The 17863-nt window shown below is 39.5% G+C and carries 19 protein-coding genes; all 19 read right to left on the reverse strand.

Going from position 1 to position 17863, the window contains the following annotated elements; translation table 11 throughout:
• Nucleotides 1–3: 3 nt before the first annotated feature.
• The 19 genes from E2626_RS01025 to E2626_RS01115 all read right to left on the reverse strand — a co-directional run bounded on the left by E2626_RS01025 (nucleotide 4) and on the right by E2626_RS01115 (nucleotide 17279).
• Nucleotides 4–1980, reverse strand: a complete 1977-nt coding sequence (locus E2626_RS01025) for a motility associated factor glycosyltransferase family protein (RefSeq protein ID WP_134378729.1) — start codon at nucleotides 1978–1980, stop codon at nucleotides 4–6.
• Entirely contained in the window at nucleotides 1880–3142 is a 1263-nt protein-coding gene (locus tag E2626_RS01030; RefSeq protein ID WP_134378731.1) for a motility associated factor glycosyltransferase family protein, read from the reverse strand. Before E2626_RS01030 ends, E2626_RS01025 begins: the two co-directional genes overlap by 101 nt.
• A 9-nt stretch (nucleotides 3143–3151) precedes the next feature.
• On the reverse strand, nucleotides 3152–3502 hold the full coding sequence (locus E2626_RS01035) for a DUF8042 domain-containing protein (protein WP_134378733.1): 351 nt from the start codon (nucleotides 3500–3502) through the stop codon (nucleotides 3152–3154).
• Between the two features lie 119 nt (nucleotides 3503–3621).
• Nucleotides 3622–4455, reverse strand: a complete 834-nt coding sequence (locus tag E2626_RS01040) for a flagellin N-terminal helical domain-containing protein (RefSeq protein WP_134378735.1) — start codon at nucleotides 4453–4455, stop codon at nucleotides 3622–3624.
• An 801-nt stretch (nucleotides 4456–5256) separates the two neighbouring features.
• Nucleotides 5257–5472, reverse strand: coding sequence for a carbon storage regulator CsrA (gene csrA, locus E2626_RS01045; protein ID WP_134378737.1), 216 nt, complete (start codon nucleotides 5470–5472; stop codon nucleotides 5257–5259).
• Nucleotides 5473–5476: 4 nt separating this feature from the next.
• Nucleotides 5477–5908 carry a flagellar assembly protein FliW gene (gene fliW, locus E2626_RS01050; RefSeq protein WP_134378739.1) on the reverse strand — a complete coding sequence of 144 codons (432 nt, stop codon included), beginning with the start codon at nucleotides 5906–5908 and terminating at the stop codon, nucleotides 5477–5479.
• Nucleotides 5909–5927: 19 nt separating this feature from the next.
• Complete coding sequence (locus E2626_RS01055; RefSeq protein WP_134378741.1) at nucleotides 5928–6491, reverse strand: DUF6470 family protein; 564 nt, start codon at nucleotides 6489–6491, stop codon at nucleotides 5928–5930.
• A 300-nt stretch (nucleotides 6492–6791) separates the two neighbouring features.
• On the reverse strand, nucleotides 6792–7670 hold the full coding sequence (gene flgL, locus E2626_RS01060) for a flagellar hook-associated protein FlgL (protein ID WP_134378743.1): 879 nt from the start codon (nucleotides 7668–7670) through the stop codon (nucleotides 6792–6794).
• Between the two features lie 12 nt (nucleotides 7671–7682).
• Nucleotides 7683–9323, reverse strand: a complete 1641-nt coding sequence (gene flgK, locus E2626_RS01065) for a flagellar hook-associated protein FlgK (protein WP_134378745.1) — start codon at nucleotides 9321–9323, stop codon at nucleotides 7683–7685.
• Between the two features lie 17 nt (nucleotides 9324–9340).
• On the reverse strand, nucleotides 9341–9751 hold the full coding sequence (locus tag E2626_RS01070; protein ID WP_134378747.1) for a flagellar protein FlgN: 411 nt from the start codon (nucleotides 9749–9751) through the stop codon (nucleotides 9341–9343).
• A 94-nt stretch (nucleotides 9752–9845) separates the two neighbouring features.
• On the reverse strand, nucleotides 9846–10286 hold the full coding sequence (locus tag E2626_RS01075; RefSeq protein WP_134378749.1) for a YaaR family protein: 441 nt from the start codon (nucleotides 10284–10286) through the stop codon (nucleotides 9846–9848).
• A 201-nt stretch (nucleotides 10287–10487) separates the two neighbouring features.
• Nucleotides 10488–11318, reverse strand: a complete 831-nt coding sequence (locus tag E2626_RS01080) for a flagellin N-terminal helical domain-containing protein (protein WP_134378751.1) — start codon at nucleotides 11316–11318, stop codon at nucleotides 10488–10490.
• A 3-nt stretch (nucleotides 11319–11321) separates the two neighbouring features.
• Nucleotides 11322–11768, reverse strand: a complete 447-nt coding sequence (fliS, locus tag E2626_RS01085; RefSeq protein WP_134378753.1) for a flagellar export chaperone FliS — start codon at nucleotides 11766–11768, stop codon at nucleotides 11322–11324.
• A gap of 311 nt (nucleotides 11769–12079) precedes the next feature.
• Nucleotides 12080–12373, reverse strand: coding sequence for an EscU/YscU/HrcU family type III secretion system export apparatus switch protein (locus tag E2626_RS01090; RefSeq protein WP_134378755.1), 294 nt, complete (start codon nucleotides 12371–12373; stop codon nucleotides 12080–12082).
• Nucleotides 12370–14580, reverse strand: a complete 2211-nt coding sequence (locus E2626_RS01095; protein ID WP_134378757.1) for a hypothetical protein — start codon at nucleotides 14578–14580, stop codon at nucleotides 12370–12372. The genes E2626_RS01090 and E2626_RS01095 overlap by 4 nt, the downstream gene beginning before the upstream one ends.
• Nucleotides 14581–14638: 58 nt before the next feature.
• On the reverse strand, nucleotides 14639–14905 hold the full coding sequence (gene flgM / locus E2626_RS01100) for a flagellar biosynthesis anti-sigma factor FlgM (RefSeq protein ID WP_166786681.1): 267 nt from the start codon (nucleotides 14903–14905) through the stop codon (nucleotides 14639–14641).
• Between the two features lie 115 nt (nucleotides 14906–15020).
• Nucleotides 15021–15434: a TIGR03826 family flagellar region protein gene (locus E2626_RS01105; protein ID WP_134378761.1), complete on the reverse strand. Its 414-nt coding sequence runs from the start codon at nucleotides 15432–15434 to the stop codon at nucleotides 15021–15023.
• A 100-nt stretch (nucleotides 15435–15534) separates the two neighbouring features.
• Nucleotides 15535–16215 carry a ComF family protein gene (locus E2626_RS01110; protein ID WP_134378763.1) on the reverse strand — a complete coding sequence of 227 codons (681 nt, stop codon included), beginning with the start codon at nucleotides 16213–16215 and terminating at the stop codon, nucleotides 15535–15537.
• Entirely contained in the window at nucleotides 16212–17279 is a 1068-nt protein-coding gene (locus E2626_RS01115; protein ID WP_244094216.1) for an ATP-dependent helicase ComFA, read from the reverse strand. Before E2626_RS01115 ends, E2626_RS01110 begins: the two co-directional genes overlap by 4 nt.
• Between the last annotated feature and the right edge of the window lie 584 nt (nucleotides 17280–17863).

Consider the following 17863-nt stretch of genomic DNA (forward strand, 5'->3'; position numbering starts at 1 on the left):
TTTTCACACCCCGAGATTTGCTTTTAATTCAAAAAATGCAGGCTCAATAAATGAAGTATTAACATCGACTGAGTTAATAAACTTACCAAAACCTTCAACAACCTTAGTTGATTTTTCCCTTGCATTATTTATATAACTTATCTCTTTACTTAACATGATAATTTGTTCATGTTCAACTCTTACGATAGGCTTTATAAAAACCTTATGGAAATCGTTACCTTCAAGCTTTGTAATTAAATTATCCAATTTCGCAAATTGTTTTTCAGGTAGAATATAACTTTTACCATTATTTATATCAATCTCATTTATAGTCCTTTTAATTTCTTTTATTGTATTTACATGAATTGAGTGACATCTTTCTAGCTTCTTAAATTTACTATGTAGATTATAAGCTGTTAGTGACGACTGTGTTCGTTGGGTACTCCATTTTTTATTAACAACAGACTCCGTTAAGAATTCAGTGATAACATCTTCAAATGGGATATATGTGGTACCTTCGATATTTGCTCCACCCACGGTAGTATTTATTACATCCGTTCTATTCCAGAGTCTTAAATATTTTTCCATTGTCTCTTTCATACGTAAAAAACCCTCACTAGTGTAAATATCTTGTCCTGAAACACTCTTTACCGTGACCATTTTTTCATAGTCATTTTGAGACAATTTTTGTGCTCGATTATTGTATTCAATCCCTTTTGCATAAAAATCTTGATCTCTATAAGCAAAATTTTGTCCCGCTAATATAATTGGGGATGCTTCAATTTTGTTAAGTAACTGAAGTATTACAATAGCAATAGAAGGGGCATCATCTACGCCCCCAACTTTTTCTCGTGGGTTGTTCAATAAATATGGGGTTACATTATCTTGAGAAATAACCATATGAAGTTTTGGTCCCTTATATTTCTCTAAGGTTGGATAACCAACAGTTGTCCCATAAATCATTGGAATATGCTCAATATTATTATCTATCATTTCTTTAAAAACTTCGTGATTGTGCATTTGTGGATCATAAGTACAAACTGCATCTGGCTCAATGTTATTATTAATTAACACTTTATTAGCTGAACCAACAGCAAAAATATATCCTAAGCCCTCCCTTTTTATCTTCTGAAGTGATTCTATTTCATCCGATAGTGACGGCCCAGCTGATACTATTATAACAGGTTTTTCTTTAAAGAAGTTATTGTCTATATCCAAGATATTCGGAGTATTTAAAGTATGTTTAAAGTTTTTAATACTGTTCAATAACCATTGTCTTTGAAAAGATAGACTAACTTTAACATTTGTAATCTCAGCTTTTAACTCTTCATTGTAACTTGCTAGAAAAGAGTTATGCTCTTCTTTAAAAACCCGTTCATAACTAGGATGCGAAATTAAAAATACGCTACCACTAATATACTTAGTGATTTCCTTAATTACATTTTTAAGTTCACCTTTATTTTCCGCAGTGTATAACTTATATCTTTTTGCGGAAAATGTATCATTTAAAGCATGAACAGATAAAAAATGATACAAGATAGTTGGGTTCGGCTCATATAAAAAATAATTACGATCTGGATATTTTTCCATGATTAATTTAATATGATATCCCATTCCTACTCCAAAGAATATAATATTCTTACACTCATTAATACTTGAATTATATTTATTAAATATCTGATCGCTTTCTTTTAACGGGTCATACTTACTATGTAAAAAGAGTGAAGTATGTCCATCATGATATTTAATTGTGGGTAAACCTTTTTTTGATAAAAGTACTTCCACAGAGGAGTCTCTATTTTCTTCTTGTTCATATTGTTTCAAGATATCTCTTAAATTCCGGTTACTCTTCCTTAAAAAATTAATATTCTGTATGAGCATTTCATCACCATCTTTCTTATCATTTAATTGTTTCATAATAAGTTTTGAGAGATTGGTGAAACCATCCTTTAATATAAGCTCCGCCCTCTGTGCAATTCCACAAATCCACTTTTGAATCATTTTTCTTCACATATGATTCAAACCATTTTAAATAAATAGATAAATTTCTAGATGTTGAAACCTTATTTGTTAAGTGAAAATTATCCACTTCAATAGTTGTGTATTCTGTATTCACTGTTCTTAAGTCTGAAGTTGATATTGCATGACTTTTACCATCTGTAAAAGCCAAATCTTGACCAACAAGCGCAATTCTTGAAGCTCCCATCTTGACCATTAAATCTAGTAGGCATGTAGCGACTGAACCTCCAGTATTAATCAAAGGTTCATTTTTATATTTGCTTTGTTCTTCAGCGTATTTATATCCATTTTGCCAAACAATATATCTTTTACCATTAAATGCAGATATCATCTTATGATTGGCAGTTGAAAGATAAAAAAGTGTTAAATTATTCGTAAATACACCATCTGTTTGTGCGGAAATTTGGTCATTAGGATCTGAAACCATTAAAAAATCGGGTTTAATTTCATTTTCTAATAAAGGTTTAAGTGCTGTTCCAACGCACCCTAGAATCACGTTTGTATTTTGCTTAATTTTTTTTAAAAGGGGTAACTGCTTTGTCAAAGATGGTCCAGCAGATACTAAAATAAATGGTCTTTTTATATAGTTATTAATAAAGTTATTGATACCAGTATCGTTTAGAGTGAGATTACAGTTGAAATTTTCTTCTAAGGTTTCTTTTTTAGATAGGTACGAACGATTCATATAGTCTATATCTACTAATTTTTCACGTAAAGGATCAAGCGAGTCTGAAATTACATTTAAAGATGGCAAATGAATTAATAATTCCACCTCATTCTGTTCTAGTTTTGCAAGAAAGTTTTTCTTAATCTCTTCAACAGATTCAGAAGAATAGTAATAAATTTTTTTATCATTTAATATCTTATTTTCTAAGTTGGCTTCAATCCAATTTTTATACTCGTTATTAAATTCCCATACTTCAATCTCAATATGAGGATACCTTTCTCTTAATGCAAGTATATGGTATCCCATCCCCATTCCAACCACAATAAGTTTAGTGATAACTATATTAATTGCTAACCCTTCCACCCAGCGTTTTGATTCTTTCACTGGATTATAACAGCTATGTAACTGAACTTTTTGACCATTATCAATTTCAACGGAAATTTGTCCATTTTTTGTTTCACATAAATTCCACTTCATATTACTATTTTACACCTCAAATGACTCTATTTTATTTAACCAACTTTCTAATATCGGTGAGATTTCATATTCTAATAGATCAGCGAGTAATACAAAGTCTTGATTTTTAAGTGTTTGTTCGATTTCAATTAAATATTTATTTATATCTTCAGTGTTTAGATCAAGTGAAATATGATTTTTTTCTATGCCTTTTATAGCATTTGTGACCCATTGAATTCCTTCGAATAAGTCCGGTAATAGCTTCATTCCTCGATATTGTTCACCAGCTTGTAGATACTCCCCTATTTTTTCAGAAGCTTGTATTAATCTTGGAATATATTCTATCAAGGATACTTTAGTATCAATAATTAAATGTCTCATTTTTCAACACCCATCTATTTGTTATTTTTAAATATAAAAAAACTGATAATATCATAATAAATTTAGTGGAAAATTTAATTAAAAAGGCTCTAGCAGGGCTAGAGCCTTTTTAATTATGCTTATCCTAGTAATTGTAAAACAGATTGAGGTTGTTGATTAGCTTGCGCTAGCATTGATTGAGAAGCTTGAGAAAGTATATTTGACTTTGTCATCTCCATCATTTCTTTTGCCATGTCAACATCTCTTACACGTGATTCTGCAGCTGAAAGGTTCTCAGAAGCATTGTCTAGGTTAGATATTGTGTGCTCTAAACGATTTTGCATCGCACCAAGATAAGAACGTCCTTCAGACACTGTTTTGATTTGCGATTCAATTTCTGTAATAGCAGACTGCGCTCCACTAAATGTAGAAATATCTTCACCTTGAGCACCAGAAACAATCGTTGTCAAATCAACACCTGCAGTTCCGAAATCAATTTCTGTTAATTCTGTTGCATTTGCACCTACCTGTATGCTCACAGTTCCACTTTGACCTGCAGTACCGTCTAAGAGGGTTTGTTTGTTGAACTGTGTATTGTCTTTGATTCTTTCAAGTTCATTACCTAGTTCTTCAAATTCATTTTGTAATGCATCACGATCTTGAGTTACGTTAGTATCATTTGAAGATTGAACAGCTAGTTCACGCATACGTTGAAGAATGCTATGAGTCTCATCAAGAGCACCCTCTGCAGTTTGGATCATTGAAATACCATCTTGAGAGTTACGGCTTGCTTGATCAAGACCACTGATTTGAGCACGCATTTTTTCAGAAATTGCAAGACCTGCTGCATCGTCCCCAGCTTTATTGATACGCATACCAGAAGATAGCTTCTCCATAGAAGATTGCATATTTCCTTGGTTAATTCCCATTTGTCGGTGTGTGTTCATTGCTGGAATGTTATTATTGATAATCATTTTATATTTCCTCCCTGAATGTGTCGCAAACGTCCTTGTTTGCGATGAGTATTTTGGGCAAGAGAGAAGCGGCGCCGCTTCTTAACTTGCTTACTAGTTATATCGGTGGTGTCCAGTAGATGTTTATAGTTTATTAAAAAATCTTTTAAAAAATATTTATTTGGTGTACTTTAACTGTTTGGTAATCGAGTAGGAGGGGGGAATAACTTTCTTCTCTTACACCACCGTAAGGACGAAGCCATATAAGGACGTTCAAAATTTTATAAGATTACAACGGATATGTTTTTTAACCCTATTAGTTGCAAGTATTTATTGTATAACACTAAATGAATAATAGCGGTTTTCAATAGAAGCACGTGGCCATTACGGATATTGGCATTATCCATGATATACTATAGAACTTTTACACCTTCAATTTTCTGTAGTACTTGATCATTACTTTCTTACATTCTTTCACTTTTAGCAAAATTAATTTCTTCAATTTATAACTGATGTCAGGTGTAATTTCATGAGATTCTTTCCCTTAATCTATCCGTCATACTTATTCCTATCCCATCCGGAGATATTATGGACTTTATTTTTTGCAAAATCGTCCTAAGTTATAAACCTCGGATTTGATTCGTTAACCTCCTAACTACTATTATTCTGTGGCTTCCTTCAGTTTTCACGTCACCAGTCACAAGGAATACCCCTTCCCTTTGACTAATCGTTCGCCTATCTCAACGGCTATAACGGACTTTCACCGTCAAGTTGGTAAACTCCCCTGGCATTACAAAAGACTAATCCGCTTTATTTAGCGAATTAGTCTTTTGTAAATAGTTTTGATAAATCAATTGTTCTGTTGGCCGCTTCATTCTCTTCCTTGATAGCGATAAAGATTTCTTTTCTATGTATCTCAACATGCTTCGGTGCATCAATTCCGAGTTTCACCTGATCTCCTTGAACTGAAAGCACTGTGATTTCGATGTCATCACCAATTCTGATTGCTTCGCCTGTTTTTCTTGTTAGCACTAACATCTGATCACTCCTTCACAGCAGCCGCTGTGACTGGCTGTTTTCTGGAGTAGTCCTGAAGAATAATTTGCTTGGCTTTTTTATTTTTCAGGTTAAACACAAGTGGTGCCTGCAGGTTAGCAGTTGAGTCACTGAAATGCTCTCTGACTGTCAAAATAACATAGACAATCGAATCTTCAGGTTTTTCAAGCTCAAGTGCATGAGTAACTGCTTCATCAAGTTTAATTTCGTACTCTTGGAAAAATGAAAATGGATTACTGATAATAAATCCAAGTGAAGGGGTCAATGTGGACTGAAGGACGAAAAAGATGTCGTTGTCTTTAAATGAAAGAAGCGTGAAATGTTTTTCATCCTCAAATCCGGGAATTCCTTTTTCAAAATGCCATATACTATTTTCGTCAATTTCGATCTGACCATGGTATTTCGTTTCAATCTTCATGGAACGAACAGCTCCTAGTTTAGATTTCCTGATTTACAACGCTGAATCTGATTGAGTTCAGTTGTTGCATATGAAATTTTACTTCCTGTGGCGTATAACTGATTCTTGGTTTTTGTACACGAGAATTGTTTTCTACGCCGCCTTTTGAAAACTGAATATCAGTTGTGCCTGGACGATAATCCATTTTCACACTGAAAGGCGGAGGGACGAAGCCGATATTGAATGATGGTGGTGGACCTTCATAGTTACTTTTGGCGATTGACTTAATCGGATCACCGCCATTTTCAATTCTCATCAGTGCATCACCTTCTGAAGCAACGCGCTGCATCCCTTTTAGCACTTCCTGATTCCCTTCAGCGGCCCATTCACGGATGCGTCGGGAAATCGGTTTGATATCCATTGATGCCCAAGCTTCCGTCTGGTCAATTGAGAGCCAGCCTTTTGTTGTAGAGATGCTCATTTTTGAAGGAGTCTGCTTCAGGTTTAGCACTGCCTGTGGCTGCTCTATTTGTTGCTGTCCCTGCGAAGACGTCATTCCGATCTTCGCTTGGGTTTGATCTATTTGTATTTGAGGAATTTGCATTGGTTATTCCCCCTCCATCGTTCTGGGAATCGCTGTTGATTTACTTATTAGCTTGGCGTCCGATCTCTGTTGCAGGCGGATGCTTTCCGCGTGGACGGCGGGGAGCCTCCCCAACGCTTCGTGTCTGCGGGGTCTCACCTGTCCGGCTTCTCACGCTGGAGGCTCCGCCTTCCACTCCGATCTACCGCTTTGTATAAAGCTTTGAATATCCCATAATAATGCAATAATGAAACAATTGTATTTACTTACTAATAAACTGACAAACTTTTGTAATTCAAGTTGCATCCAAATAGCGTAAATTTAACGTAGAAAATCCATTAACGAAGGCTGGATAATACGTGATCCAACTGAGAGCGCTGCACGGTGCACGCTTTCCTGAACTTTCATATCAGTGATAACTTTCTCAAAATCAATATCTTCATTATCAGACATGACTCGTGTTGCAATCACTTCCTGCTCGCTTACACGTGAGTCCATCAGTTCGATACGGTTGTATCTCGCACCTAGTGATGAACGCTCGTTCGATAGGTTCGTCATATGTGTGTCCATGTTTGTTAAATAATCATTGATATCGTCACCAGTGGAGTTTTCATCATCTAATGTTGCAAGAATGTTGTCAATGTCATCAAACATTTCCTGAGAAAAAACAGCGGGCCCGTCAATATTCACTTTAATATGAACACCTTTTGATAATTCAATTTCAACCGCTTCATTATTAACTGGATACTCACCATTCGCCACGTCTAGCGGCTTAGACGTTGTATCTGTACCATTGAATAAATATTTGTCACCAAATTTCGTATTTCCAATTTCTTCAATATGTTCTTTTAACTGCTCAATTTCGGCACGTGTCGTTTTTCTCTGATCAGCATCGTAGGTATCGTTAGAAGTTTGAACGAGCAGTTCACGCAGACGTTGCATTGCCTGGTTTGCTTTATCAAGTGATGAGTCTGCATTTTCTACCCAATTATAAGCTTCTGAGAAGTTACGTTTATACTGTTCTACTTCTGTCAGGTTTCTGCGGTAGAGAACACCTTTCATTGCGACAACAGGGTCGTCAGAAGGACGTGAAATCTTTTTCTGCGTCGCGATCTGTTCCTGCTGCTTGCCCATTTTGTCATAGCTCTGCGTCAGGTTGCGCAGCATGTTACTTGAAAGCATTGATTGTGTTACACGCATTTAGTTCACTCCTTATCTGCCGACTAAGCCCATGCCGTTAATGATTTTATCTAGCATTTCATCGACCATTGTAATGTTTCTTGCAGCTGCGTTATATGCATGCTGGAACTGAATCATGTTAGTCATTTCTTCGTCCAGCGAAACTGAACTGACTGACATTCTCTTTTCGTCAACTGACTGCTGGAGCACTTCGCTATTTCCTGCCAGACGGTTTGCCTGAAGGCCTTGAACACCGAGTTTACCAATGACACCTTCATAGAAAGAGTTCATGGAAGCTGATCCCAAACGGTTAAATCCCGTAACGTCTAATGTTTCGTCTCCATCGTAACCTTCAAGGTCAACAGCAGTGTCATTCATCAGCCAGTTTTGAATGTTTGATAGATTTACAGCATTTTTCCCATCACCAGCGTTTACATCACCGTCAGCATTTGTAGTGGTTGATGCAGCAATTTCTTTTGATGTAATATCACTCATCGAGATGAGTTTTGAAGCATTTTGATGATTCCCACCGAGATTTGTAAAGAATGACTGTCCTGTATCCCCCTGAAGGTCAATCCCCTTTTCATGTACTGAATTAAAAGTCTGGGAGAATGAAAATGCAAGACGGTCAAGGTTGTCCAGCATCTCAGGGAAGGTACCTTTTTCCTGAGTATTTCCTGCATCATCCTCATAACTGTATCCGTAAGACTCAATCAATCCTCTGAGTCCACCCTGTGAAAATAGCGGATTGCCATTTTCATCTGCTATAGGAAGTTTTTTAGATACGATTTCTTTTCCTTCACTTGAGAAAATAGCAAGCTGGCTGATGTCATCCGGTGTTGTTGTAGAAAGATTTCCACTACCATTTGAAAAGCCGAGCTGATAGTGATTATCTTTAGAAACAAGAATTTCTTCTTTGCCATTTGCACCAATAATGCTGATGTTGTAAAGACCTTCAGCTTCCGGGGCAGGATCACCTTCTGATTTTGTAGCTGTCACACGAATATCAATATAGCCTGACAGTTCATCAACCAGGTTGTCACGGCGGTCGTAAAGGTCATTTGGAATATTGCCATGCGGTTCTACATCACTGATTTGACTGTTCACGCTTGAAATTTGCTGCAGCAGTGAATTCACACTATCCAGTGATACACCGATTTCATTTCCAATATTATCGTTGATTTGATTCAGGGAGTCATTCAGATAATGGAATGTATCCACTACAGATTGTCCGCGCTCAAGTACGACATTACGCGCGCCATCATTTTCCGGATAGACAGATAAATCCTGAAGTGACTGCCAAAATTCACCCATTACTGCGCTAAGACCATTTGTTGTTGGCTCATTAATGATATTTTCCATTTCACTGATCGCATTTGATTTCGCATCCCAGTATCCAAGCTTATTCGTTTCCTGGCGATACTGGATATCAAGAAATGAATCCCTTACACGCTGAATTGAACTTGCTTCAACACCTGTTCCCATTTGACCAGGAATTTGCGGTTGGTTCATTGCAGCTGGTGCGAAAGGTGTGGTTGTACCAAAATTCACCCGTTGTCTTGAATAGCCTGGTGTGTTTGCATTCGCAATATTGTGTCCGGTAGTGTGTAATGCGCTTTGCTGCGTAAAGAGCGCGCGTTTTGCTGTTTCCAGCCCCATAAATGTAGAACCCATCTTTGTTCCTCCCTGCTTTACGCCTGTGAATCAAACATTGATCTGACAGGCTGATCGTCTTCACTATCTTCTTTTGAATAATTCATTGAATCAGACTGTGGCATCAGCAGGTCGAGGTTGAGTGATACGAACTGCATGGATTGCGTTAACAAATCCTGATTCAGTTCATTCACTGCTTTCAGCTCTAGTATGACCTGCAGCAGCTCTTTTTTTACTGACTGGATATCTTCATCAGCCGTAACCTGCTGTCGTTTGATTTCTAAAGCATTAATTCCCTGAATATGCTTCTGCTCATCTTTAATCAGCTGATTCAGCTGTTCAAGGTTATTTTCTTTAATTACAGCCGTTTTGCGCTTTGCCAGTTCGAGAAGGCTTTTATGCAAAGTGATTTGCTGGTTTAGTATTGTTTCAATTGATTGCTCGGGCATTTGAATCCCCCAATTTTTGTGAAGAAAAGGGTCAGACCCTCTGCTTCAATAATCGTCATATTATATATCGGATGGTTTGTACATTTATAAAGACTTAAGAGTACACATTTATGATGAGACCCTGAATCTCCCCAATTGTACCCAAGATATCGAGGCCTTTCTTTTCTTTATCGAGCACCTGGTTTGTGAGGTCAATCAGTTTCGAATCGATTTCTTTTACGATTTTGTATACTTTCGTACGGCCTCTGCGGTTGAATCCTCGCTGGTCTTCGAGCTGAAGGCCATTGTTTATAGCTTCTTCCATGAATTTCTTTACAAGACCTTTGTATTTCCGCAGGTCTTCCACTGTTCGGGAATCTCCAAGCTTCTTACCTTGATCCTCGATTTCTGCGCTCATTGCTGTGAGTTTATCAATTAATGTAGTTGAACGTTTTTTTGACATGACGTCCTGAAAAGAAACAGATTCTTTTGCGATCTGTTCTTTCTTCTGAGATTTATTTGTTTCAGTTGCTCTGCCTACGCGTTGTACGTCCATACAGATTCCCTCCATAAGGTTGATTATTATTGGAATCGTTTCCCTGTGCTTCAGGCGGTCGCTTTACGCTGAAACGGCCATGAGTCTTCTCCTGCTTGAGTCGCCGACTTACGCTCCGGGAAACTTGGGTTGTGAATAGTTAATAGTTCAAAATATATTAAATGGAGGAGCAGATAATCTACTCCTCCATTGATTGTAACATTATTGAAGCAGCTGCAGAATGCCCTGAGGCAGTTGGTTTGCCTGTGCTAACATTGCCTGACCTGCCTGGTTCAGGATATTGTTTCTAGTGAACTGTGACATTTCTTTAGCCATGTCAAGGTCACGGATTCTAGATTCAGCCGCAGTCAGGTTTTCATTTGCTGACTGAAGGTTAGTAACTGTGTGCTCGAGGCGATTTTGGAAGGCTCCTAGGTTACTTCGTTCTTTGGAGACAGTGTTTATTGCATCAGAAATAGCGGTAATTGCATCTTTTGCGTCATCTTCATTAGAGACTGACAGACCTTCTATTCCCAATGCTTCTGAATTCATCAAACTAATATCAAAATTAATATCTTCGTCTTCGTTAGCTCCAATTTGCAGCATTAAACTTAAGCTAGTTCCAGTAGCACCAGATTCTCCATTCAATAATTCTTTACTATTAAATTGTGTATTTTCTGCAATTCTATCAATTTCACTGATCAGTGCATCAACTTCCTCCTGCACTGCTTCTCTGTCCGAATCTTCAAGTGTTCCATTTGAAGCCTGAACTGAAAGCTCTCTCATCCGTTGTAAAATGTCGTGTGTAGAAGCCAATGCTCCTTCAGCTGTCTGTATGAGTGAAATTCCATCCAGCGCATTACGTTCAGCCATATCAAGTCCGCGGATTTGTGATCGCATTTTTTCTGAAATCGCAAGGCCAGCTGCGTCATCGGCAGCACGGTTGATACGTAAACCTGAAGAAAGTTTTTCAAGACTCTTCGATGTATCATTCATTGTCTGATTTAAGTTACGGTAGGCATTTAGCGCCTGAATATTATGGTTAATTCTCATTGTCTATTTCCCCGCTTCCATTTTGTTTGAATTGACTTCACTATTTTCTACTTTGATGTGCTGTTCATACGCGTTTGCTTTTGAAGGTCGTTTAACTGGGTGATTCTTCATTGCTTGACTCCACGAGCTGCTGATGTCTTTTAACATCGAGAGTACTTCCTCAGCACGCGAAACATCTTTTTTCAAATTCGCCATCAGAATTTCATCTGCCATAAAGTTATACACCACATCCAACTGATCCGCGATAATCCCACTGTCATAATTCAATCCGGCACCAAGGCGGTGAAAAATGTCGTTCACACGCTGGTAAGATTGATTTGCTTCTATATAATTTTCTTCCTTTGTCTCCTGAATTGCTTTTTCTAGTTTCGTAATCGCTGCTTCGTACAATAAAGAAGTCAGCTCCTGAGGTGATTTCTGATATAACAGTTCTTTTGATAAAAAGTCCATTTTTTCCCCTCCTGCTACTATCTTTATCGGGGAAAATAGAAAATGATTAATAGGTAAATCCTCATTTATATATAAAAAATGCCCGAAAGTGTATAGAAACACCTTCAGGCATAAGCGAAGTGCAGGATCTGACCCCAATTACTTAAGAAAACACTCAGCTGATGATTGGAGCGTAGGATGGGCGACTCCAGCAGGAGAAGCGGGTTAGGCGAGACCCCGCAGACACGAAGTGTCGAGGAGGCTTGGCGCCCGCCCTGCGAAAAGCGTCTCATCCGGAGCGGAAATCATCAGCGTTATTAATTGCACACAACCTAATACGTCTTCTCCATCTCCTCAATCAGAAGCAAAATCTCTGCAATCACCGCATAAAGCTGCGGCGGAATCGTATCTCCGAGATCAATATCCAACAGATCAGCGAGTAGACTGTTATCTTCTTCAAGATGAACATTATGCTGCTTGGCGAGTTCCAGAATCTTTTCAGCAAGCGCACCGCTCCCCTGCGCCACTACGTGAGGTGAATCATCTTTGTCATCATAGCGGATCACAGTGGCAGTTGGCCCATTCAGTTTCCTTCTGGCACCAGGGTTAAAATAATTCGGTCTCATATCGAAAAATCATACCCTTTCTCCGTCATGATAGGCACAGCCTGTTTCGGCTCATCAGCAGACGCAGCCTGCTCCTCAACATTCAGTCTGTCAAACTGTAGCTGCTGAACACTGTAACCAATCTGTTCGAGTCGGTCTTTCGCAAGTGAGGTAATTGGTTCCATTTTATTTTCAAAATCAGGCTGGTCATTCTTCATTTTAATAGAAAGATTTCGTTCTGAAACATTCAACGAGACGCCGATTTCACCCATCTTTTTCGTATCAAAAAGAAAATACAGATTACAGTTTTCCCAGTCTACTTTTTGACTGCCATTTTTAGACTGCATATATACTTTAAAGTTTTCAACCTTCTCCTGAAGAATAAACGGAAGCGTCATGACCATGCTTTGCAATCCGCCAGAATCCGTTTTGCTCAGTAATTGTTGACCCGTCAGCTGGGAAAGTGTCTGATCAGATTTTCCTTCGCCAGCTGACATTTTCATGAGCATCGCTTTTAAAGACGCAGCCTGCTCCTGACTTTTATTCAGCAATGAATGTGCCTGATCATTTTCAAACGTCATGCCCATCGCCCGCACGTGTTCGAACGCGTGACGCGCTGAAGGTTCATTACGTAAAAGCTGCATAGAGTGCTGCAGGTTTTGCGCTGTTGTTTTCTGGATTGAAGGCTGTTCAAGCTGCATCACTTCCTTTGAAACAAAGTGCTGCACTTTGACATCAGACGGTTTAAATTCTATTTTCTCCATCATCGCTTTTACTTCAGAAGTAATACGGGCTGCCTGCGCGACCTCACCTTTTGCCAAAAGTTTTGAAGCTTCAGCCAGCTGACCGCTTGCTTTCAATAGGTTTTTCTCTGTCTCCATATTCGTATAGAGCATGAAATCACCTTTTAAAATGGCTTTATCCAGCATTCTGATTGTCGATTCAAGTAAAGGCTTTGCCTGCTGAACCGACTGTTGGCGATTTGTGGCAGATTCGATCTGACTCAGATTTCTTGTCATATCTTTCTGAATGCCTTTAAAATCGATGGCTGCCTGCGACATTTTTTCGCTGATCCGCGTCACAATCACGTCTCTTGACTGCATCGGAATTTGTGAAGTCAGTTCTTCTGAAAGTAAATACTGCTCTGAAGCAGCTTTTAACGGATAAGCAGCTGTAGCCTGGTAGATTCCCTGCATCATTGCCTGACGCGCCTGCAGTTCCTGTCCGTTTTGCACAAACTGATCTGCTTTCACTGCAGCTTGCTGAAGTGCCTGTCTGATCTCATCATTCAACGCAGAATTGTTAGCCAGAGCTGAAAACTGATCCATCACTTTTGAAATGTCCGGCATCTTCTGAATGGAAGATTTAACCTCCTGCACGAGCAATGCTTTTGACTGATCAATCGTCCGTGACTGTACAAACGGCTGAACAAGTGAATCAAGCTTCATTGCATTTTGAATCAGTTTAGATGCCTCAGGATTCTCTTTCAGCAATGAACTAAGAACTCTTTGAACCTCTGAAGCAACTGATTTCACATCACCTGTTGACTCAAGCTGTTTGATCATTTCTTTTACTTCAGCAGGAGCATCTTTCGCGAGCATATTTAATGCCTGCATAAGCTGGTTTTTTGACGCCTGGTGAATCTGACTTGCCGAATGCTTTTGACCGGAAGAAACATCTACCCCTGCAGATTTCAAAAGATCTGTAACTGCCTTACTAATCGGAGGTCCGTGCAATGCGGAATGTATGGCCGTCAGTTTATTTGCAGTCAATTCAAGGTTTTTTGATACAGCCGCCTGAATGGTTTCCATTTTCTGATTGGGAGAACCATCTGTTTTAGTTAAAAATTGATTCAATTCCTTCACTAAGGCTGGATCCACTTTTACACCTTTATCTGATAAATGCTGTAAAGCGGTTTTTAACTCCGGTGACACAGGCTTACCATTATTCATTTTCACATAGTCAGGTGCCTGAGCAGAGTTGTTTTGCTGAGCTTGCCTGACAACAGGAAGACCATCTTTCGTACCTGAAACCTCAAGCTGGACTCGTCCAGAAGCAGGAAGCGTTCCATCCGTTTTCACCTTGACTTCCTGCCCTCTGACCTGGAGCGTTGCCTCGCTGCCATTTTTACTTTTGACAGTGGCTGAAAATAAATCTCCCTGCTTCAGAGAAACTTCCTTTTGACTGTTTGGCTGACTGCTGACTGACGGATCCATTTTAATTTGCACTTGTCTTGCACCTCCCATTTATACACAAAAAATTGCCCATCAAATGAGCAATTTTTTATCAGGATTGACGATAGAATTTCAACAGATTATCGGCTGTTTGAGTAGCGTCCGGTTTATACGTTCCGTTTTCTACCGCTGCTTTCAGCTGATCAATTCTCTCCTGTCGGCCTTCCTGCAGCTTATTCAAGCTCTGCATTTCCTTTGCTTCTGATGAAATCTCTACCTTATCAGCGGTTTTCTGCTTTTGAAGTTCTGTCTGTTCCACTTTCGCTTCCTGCCGTTTATAAGGATTGATGGGATTTTGTTGAATAGGATTAATTTTCAAAGCTCTCACCTGCTTTCTTCATGCGATATTATTGTATTACCCATTATATCGGCAGTCCGAACAAAAATTAAAGACGCAAGGGAAATTTAGAATAAAAGTCCCATGCGTCTGTATGTTATCTGTCTCTGGATGAGAGATAGGTTTTCTTGTTTTGATCTGAAACTGCTTTGCGGAATTCCATGTTGGATTCATGCTGTTTCAAGTCACTTTGGATATTTTCTGTGCAGCTACGGCAAATCTTTCCCTGTACTATAAGCGAGCCACAGTTGTCACACGGATAACCTAAACCAGGGAACTGTGCCGGGTGCAGTCTGCGCTTGCGAACCCACTTGTGGAGCAGTCCCGCTGATGCGCCGGTTACTTCAGTGATTCTTTCGATTGACGCCGCTCTATTTTCTCTTTTTCTTAAAAAGCGGTATACCTCTTCAAATAATTCCTCTTCTTCTTTATGACACTTCGGGCACACGTCCCGTAATCCGTTAAAGTTAAATATCGCATCGCATTTAGGACAATTTCGTAATTCAGCCATTTGCCATGTCCTCCTCAGTCGTTTTCTATAGTATAAAACGAAACTGAGATAAATGAAAGATAATATATAGGCCTTTATGCGTCTAAATTGGTCAAAAGCACTATCTACCTATAGTCAACGACCTGACTTCACCAGCTCCCGCTTCTTTTAAAATGTGAGCTGCCCGTCTGATTGTCGTACCGGTCGTATAAAGATCATCCATCAATAAAATATTTTCACCGTTTAATTGTTGAATTGCTTTAAATGGATTTTCCCCGCTATGCCTGTCATGTTTTAATTTCTTAGCCTGGGAGACCTCTTCATTTTTTCTTGTCAGTAAGCATTCAAATTTTAAGCCTGCCATCACTAATAGCGCCTCTGTCTGATTAAATCCTCTCGTTTGTAACCGCTCTTCACTCACCGGCACAGGCACGAGCAATGTTTGACGGGGAAGTTTTTTAACCTCTTCTATTATTTTCTTTCGGAAGCACCCTGCAACCGCATAGTCACCGTTATATTTAAAACGCTTGATCATTTCCTTCAGCAATTGGTTATATTCGTATAACGATCGATTTGAATGTAAAACATCGTGATACATTTGATGCTCATTCCATATCAGGCAATCTCCACACGTGCCTGATCCCTCCATCTTTCCCGAACAGACACTGCAGCTATTTTCTTTTTTAATTTCAAGAAGACCACTCTTACATATACCACAAAATGGATCTTCTATTCGTTTAAAAAGCAGATCACTCCAGCTCATTTCTTCATGAATCACCGCATGACAGTACAAGCATCTCATGACAGCACACCCCTGATATATCCAAGCTTTCCCGCTTCCTTGTTCATTAGCACAATATGCCGCTGAGCTCTCACAATTGCATCGGTCAGCCCGTTGTGAAAAAAGGTAACATTGCCATCATGTTTTTTCGGATCCCGCCCGACTCTCCCCGCAATCTGAACGAGCGCTCCTTCTGTAAAAACGGAATCATCCGCACCAACTATAGCTACTTCAACACCCGAAAACGTCACCCCTCTTTCTAAAATGGTGGTCGTCAGTAAAACGTTGAATTTACCTTCTCTGAATTGCATCACCTTTTCACTACGGTCAGGATCCGCTGAATGGACAGAAGGCAGATCCAAAATTTTCGAATATGCTTCCATTGATTCAATATCCGGCATAAAAATTAACGCTTTCGGATGAGCAGCAAGCCATTTTAAAACCGCAGGATCTATCTTGTTTTTTAAGAGACCTTTGCGCCAATTCCCAAGCCATTTCGTTTCAGGAACGGGCAACGGAAACCTGTGAAATCTTGCGGGAATTTTAAACGTCTGTTCTGTTTTGATTTTACGGGAGGGCGTTGCACTGAGGTAAATGAGTGTGGAGTTTTTCTTGCGGGCGTTATGTGAAGATCGTTGAAGCGCAGCATCAGCCGAAAACGGAAATGCATCGACCTCATCAATGACCATCACATCAAATGCCTCTTTGAATCTGATCAGCTGGTGCGTCGTCGCAATCGTCAGGTGAGCAAATGGAAGCCTGTCTTCACTGCCGCCATAAAGCGATTCAATTATTGTTGTCGGGAACGCTTTTTTAAAACGGGGAGCCAGTTCCTGCACCACATCCCGCCTTGGCGTTGCAATACAAACACGCAGTCCTTTTAAAAGCGCCACTTCAACTGCCTTAAACAAAATTTCCGTCTTACCCGCTCCGCAAACCGCATGAACAAGCGTGGATTTTTTTGAAGCCAAAGATTCAACCAGACAATCAGAAGCTTTCTGCTGCGGCTCAGACAAACTGCCTTCCCACTGCAGCACCGGATCAGCAGGCGGTGATTGATTAAACGCCGGCCCCTTCCACAGCACCACCTGCCCACACTCAGACGCCTTACCCATCTGAATACAATTGCGGCAATAAGTACAATGCTTTCCGCACCTACCGCAATCATGCCACGCAAACAAATACCGCTTGCGATTGCCACAGCGATTACAATGATTTTTTTCAACCGCAGGGATACATTCAACCTGATTTTCGAATTGTTTTAATGCAAATACATTAAGGACTTCAGAGAGTAAAAACTGTCTTCCAGAGAGGAATTGTTGGGGAGTAGTCATTTGGGGTCTCCTTTTATGAAATTATTTATCTATATAAAACGCTGCCCCTTTCCGTGGAGGGCTGCGCTTTCCTGCCCCCGGGCGGTGAGCCTCCTCGAGCTTCGCTCTGTGGGGTCTCACCTGTCCCTTTTCGGGGCGGGAGTCTTCGCCCTCCACTACAAGAGTCAGCTAGTGTTGCGGTATCGAAAAGTAGCAATGACGATAATCCACAAACATAAAATCCATTGAAATAGAAGAGATAATTAACAGAGTGAATGAAGAAAAGGTAGTTAAATCTTTTGTGAAATGAGAGTCTACATTGTTTACGGCAAACAATTAATGGAAGAGGGTTTAGG

Source organism: Jeotgalibacillus salarius (genome assembly GCF_004405125.1).
GTDB lineage: Bacteria > Bacillota > Bacilli > Bacillales > Jeotgalibacillaceae > Jeotgalibacillus > Jeotgalibacillus salarius.